This window comes from Anaerococcus sp. NML200574 (assembly GCF_026131665.1).
Lineage (GTDB): Bacteria > Bacillota > Clostridia > Tissierellales > Peptoniphilaceae > Anaerococcus > Anaerococcus kampingae.
Genome location: NZ_JAMXSM010000052.1, coordinates 1 through 4,447, shown reverse-complemented (window position 1 = coordinate 4,447; position 4,447 = coordinate 1). Strand labels below are relative to the sequence as shown.

Annotated in this window: 4 protein-coding genes and 2 pseudogenes; all 6 read left to right on the top strand. The window is 31.6% G+C overall.

Annotation, left to right across the window (positions count from 1 at the left end; all coding sequences use genetic code 11):
* A pseudogene (locus NH286_RS10465) lies at window positions 1-315 on the top strand (replication initiator protein A); the annotation flags it as partial.
* On the top strand, window positions 312-1,139 hold the full coding sequence (locus NH286_RS10460; protein ID WP_265238733.1) for an ATP-binding protein: 828 nt from the start codon (window positions 312-314) through the stop codon (window positions 1,137-1,139). The pseudogene NH286_RS10465 and the gene NH286_RS10460, both read left to right, overlap by 4 nt.
* Entirely contained in the window at window positions 1,132-1,617 is a 486-nt protein-coding gene (locus NH286_RS10455; RefSeq protein WP_000606597.1) for a PcfB family protein, read from the top strand. The genes NH286_RS10460 and NH286_RS10455 overlap by 8 nt, the downstream gene beginning before the upstream one ends.
* Complete coding sequence (locus tag NH286_RS10450; protein WP_000625112.1) at window positions 1,614-2,348, top strand: phage antirepressor Ant; 735 nt, start codon at window positions 1,614-1,616, stop codon at window positions 2,346-2,348. Before NH286_RS10455 ends, NH286_RS10450 begins: the two co-directional genes overlap by 4 nt.
* Window positions 2,341-3,336 (top strand): annotated as a pseudogene (locus tag NH286_RS10445) (type IV secretory system conjugative DNA transfer family protein); the annotation flags it as partial. The gene NH286_RS10450 and the pseudogene NH286_RS10445, both read left to right, overlap by 8 nt.
* Window positions 3,337-3,431: 95 nt before the next feature.
* A partial coding sequence (locus NH286_RS10440; protein WP_265238731.1) for a recombinase family protein occupies window positions 3,432-4,447 on the top strand: 1,016 nt, incomplete at its 3' end.

Genomic DNA, 4,447 nt, shown 5'->3' with positions numbered 1-4,447 from the left:
CGAAAATCGGAAGGTAACTATAACAATATTAGTAATAATGAGTTAAGAAAGAATGATTTTAGTAAGGGACAAAAGCCTTATGGAATATATAAAAACATATTTTTGACTGATGAAGAATACAAGGACTTAACAAATGAGTTAGGAAGTAGAATTAGTGACTACATTGATAGGTTGTCGTCATATATGAAAGCAAATAACAGAGTGTATCAAGATTACAAGGCAACGATAATCAATTGGTATCTTAATGATCAGGCAAAAAACATTAATGATAATACAACAAGGAAAATGAATTACGATATAGGAGAGAGTTTATGAAGAACTTAAAAGATTTTGTATTAAGAGAAAATGATATTGAAAGAAATGGACATATTTATTGTAAGGTATGTGATAAAAGAGTCGATGGAGAATTACTTGACCTTGGCTTTACAAAGTTTATTCCCAGAATTAAATGTGAATGTGAAATAAAAAGAGATAAGGAAAATGAAGAAAGAGAAAGACTAATGAAAATATCATCGCTAAAAAGAGATTGTTTCTCATCGCCACTCCAACACCAATATAATTTTGAGAGATTCTTAAATGAAAAAGGTCAAGCTTACAAGGTTGCTTACAATTATGCTAAAAGTTTTGAACAAATGAAGGAAGACAATGTTGGACTTTTATTTTATGGAGATGTTGGCAGTGGAAAAACTTACTTTGCTTGTTCTATTGCAAATGAATTAATTGAAAGAGAACAAGTTAAAGTTAAGATTATGAATTTATCTCAGGTTATAAATCAAATACAAAAATCTGCATTTAAGCTAGATTCAAATGAAATTATAGATAACCTATCAAACATTCCGTTGTTAATTTTAGATGACCTTGGAATTGAAAGGGATACATCTTATGCAAGAGAACAGGTATATAACATTATAAACTCAAGATACTTAAAGGGTAGGCCGACAATTTTTACTACAAACTTATCATTGGAAATTATTCAAAATCCAAACATTGACCTTGAGTATCAGAGAATATATTCAAGAATACTTGAAATGACAATACCAGTTAAAGTTACGGGAGAAGATTTTAGAAGAAAAATCCATCAAGAGAAGTTAAGAAAATACAAAGAGTTACTTTTATATGGAGGTGGAATAGATGATTAATGAAGAAGTATCTAGGTCGAGTCTTAACCTTGAAGTAAGGCTTGCAAAAGCAACAAGTAAAGCAATTCTTGATGCCTTAAAGAAAGTTCACAAGCAAATAGAAGATCAAGGAGGCTTGAAAAATGTAATAAAAAATAATGGAGAAGAAGTAAAACTAAAAGATATGGTTAAAAAGGGACAGTTAGAAGAAATTAATCTAAAAGATCCTGAGTTAAAAGAATTAAAGAAAATTTTAAACAAACACGGAGTGAAGTTTTCTGTTATGAAAGATAAGGAAACTGGTAACCACTCTGTGTTTTTTCAATCTAAGGATATAAAAGTAATGGAACACGCCTTTAAAAAAGCAGTTAAGGCTTCTGAAAAAAAGGCCGATAGAAAAGATTCAATAACGAAGACTATAAATAAGTTTAAAGATATGGCTAAGGACACCATTAGTAAAGATAAAGTTAAAAATAAACATAAGGAGCAAAGCTTATGATAAGTAATCTAAAAACATTTGAAAATAAGAATTTTGGGAAACTCACTGTTATTGAAAAAGATGGTGAGTTTTTCTTTATAGCAAATGAAGTAGCAACTATGCTAGGATATGTCAATCCCAGAAAAGCTATTTATGACCATGTAGACGAAGAAGATAAGGGTGTAACGAAATGGAACACCCCTGGAGGAATACAGAATATTTCAATAATTAACGAATCAGGATTGTATTCACTTATCCTCTCATCAAAACTACCACAAGCAAAAATATTCAAAGCTTGGGTAACTAGAGAAGTCTTACCAAGTATTAGAAAAAACGGAGGATATATAGTAGGGCAAGAAAAGAAAACTAATGAAGATCTACTTGCAGATGCAATTCTTGTAGCCAATAGAATTATTGCTGAAAGAGAAGAAGAAATTGAAGAATTAAGACCAAAGGCAGATTATTATGACAAATTAGTAGATTATAACCTACTTACAAACTTTAGAAATACTGCCAAAGAGTTAGGAATACCACAAAATCAATTTATAAGTTTTCTAATGGATAAGGGATTAATTTACAGAGATAAGAAAAAGAAACTCTTACCTTATGCAGATAAGAACAAGGGATATTTTGAAGTAAAAGAATGGATTGATCCACTAGGTACACTTGTAGGAATACAAACATTAATAACACCAAAGGGAAGACACTACCTACTAATTTTATTAGATAGTGAAGGTTTCTACGATGAATAAGATATTAGAAGCCATTCTTTCTGATATTAAAAACCTAATTAAAATAGACAACCCAAAGAAATTTATATTATCAAACATTCCCTATCTATCATTCTTCTACATTGGAAATATCTTTTCTAAGCACATCAATTCTTATGTAGGAGGAGATATTATTGATAAAATAATGGTGGGAATTTCTGATATAGGAACTTTATCTTATATACCAAGCCTTAATCCAAGGGACTTGTTAGTAGGTATTTCAGTTGCTGGTCTTGTTAAGTTAATTGTTTACAGCAAAGGTAAAAACAAAAAGAAATATAGGCAAGGCAAGGAATATGGATCTGCAAGATGGGGAGAAAGTAAGGATATTGCTCCATATATTGACCCTAAGTTTGAAAACAATGTTCTCATAACTAATACCGAAAGACTAACAATGAACTCAAGACCTAAAAACCCTAAATATGCCAGAAATAAAAATGTATTAGTAATAGGTGGTTCTGGATCAGGTAAAACGAGATTTTATGTAAAGCCAAATCTAATGCAAATGCATTCTTCCTATGTAGTAACAGACCCTAAAGGCACACTTGTGTTAGAATGTGGAAAAATGCTTTATGAAAATGGTTACGACATAAAGATATTAAACACAATAAACTTTAAAAAATCTATGAAATACAATCCCTTTGCATACTTGAGAAGTGAAAAAGATATTTTAAAGCTTGTCCAAACCATAATTGCTAACACCAAGGGAGATGGAGAAAAGGCAGGAGAAGATTTTTGGGTAAAGGCTGAAAAGTTATATTACACTGCTCTTATTGGGTATATTTATTATGAAGCACCTGAAGAAGAAAAGAATTTTAAAACACTCTTAGATATGATTGACGCAAGTGAGGTTAGAGAAGATGACGAAACCTATATGAACCCAATTGATAGGCTTTTTGAAGCTCTTGAAAAGAAAGATCCAAGTCATTTTGCAGTTAAGCAATACAAGAAATATAAGCTGGCAGCAGGAGTAATAGAATTAAGGAGAACACTTAATCACTATTTTAGTGAAATATGTACTTCTTAATTCTTTTTTATTTAAGAAATTAAGAGAAAGGGGGAAAAATGAGGAATTATGAAAAGATAACAGCACTCTATGAGAGATTAAGTCGTGATGATGAACTTCAAGGAGAAAGCAATTCAATCGTCAATCAAAAGAAAATCCTTGAAGAATATGCAAGTAAGAATAATTTAACCAACATCATCCATTTTACAGATGACGGAATAAGCGGGACACAGTTTGATAGACCAGGCTTTATGGAAATGATGAATGGAGTAAATACTGGAAATATCGGTTGTATCATCGTAAAGGATATGAGTAGACTCGGCAGAGATTATCTCAAAGTTGGTCAATGTATGGAGATATTAAGACAAAAGGGCGTAAGACTGATTGCTATCAATGACAATGTAGACAGCTTTTACAGAGAAGATGATTTTACCCCTTTTAGAAATATTATGAATGAATGGTATGCAAGAGATACTTCAAGAAAAATACAATCTACATTTAGATCAAAAGGAGAAAGCGGAAAGCATACGGCAAGCACTCCACCTTATGGCTACATCAAAGATGAAAAAGACAAAGATAAGTGGATTGTAGATGAAAAGGCAGCACAGATAGTAAGACGAATATTTAATCTTACAATGGACGGAGCAGGACCATACAAAATAGCAAAGATACTGGAAGCAGATAAGATAGATATACCCGCTTATCATCAGCAAAAAATGGGATATGGATTACATCAAAGTAAAAACTTTGAATATCCTTATCGTTGGTGTAGTTCCACAATTGCTAGTATCTTAAAGAAAAAAGAATACTTAGGGCATACAGTTAACTTTAAAACAAGAAAGCATTTCAAGGATAAGAAAAGTAAATATGTATCCGAAGATAAATGGCTCATCTTTGAAAATACTCACGAAGCAATCATAGACCAAGAAACCTTTGATAATGTGCAAAGGATAAGAGGAAATGTAAAAAGGTATCCTGACGGTTGGGGCGAATATCACCCACTCACAGGATTGATGTATTGTGCAGATTGCGGGAGCAAGATGTATGTTCATAGGACAAATAACTATAAGAATAT

Excerpts from the sequence above, each read along its gene's own strand:
- NH286_RS10460 (WP_265238733.1), top strand. The coding sequence starts at position 312 with ATGAAGAACTTAAAAGATTTTGTATTAAGAGAAAATGATATTGAAAGA.
- NH286_RS10450 (WP_000625112.1), top strand. The coding sequence starts at position 1,614 with ATGATAAGTAATCTAAAAACATTTGAAAATAAGAATTTTGGGAAACTC.
- NH286_RS10455 (WP_000606597.1), top strand. The coding sequence starts at position 1,132 with ATGATTAATGAAGAAGTATCTAGGTCGAGTCTTAACCTTGAAGTAAGG.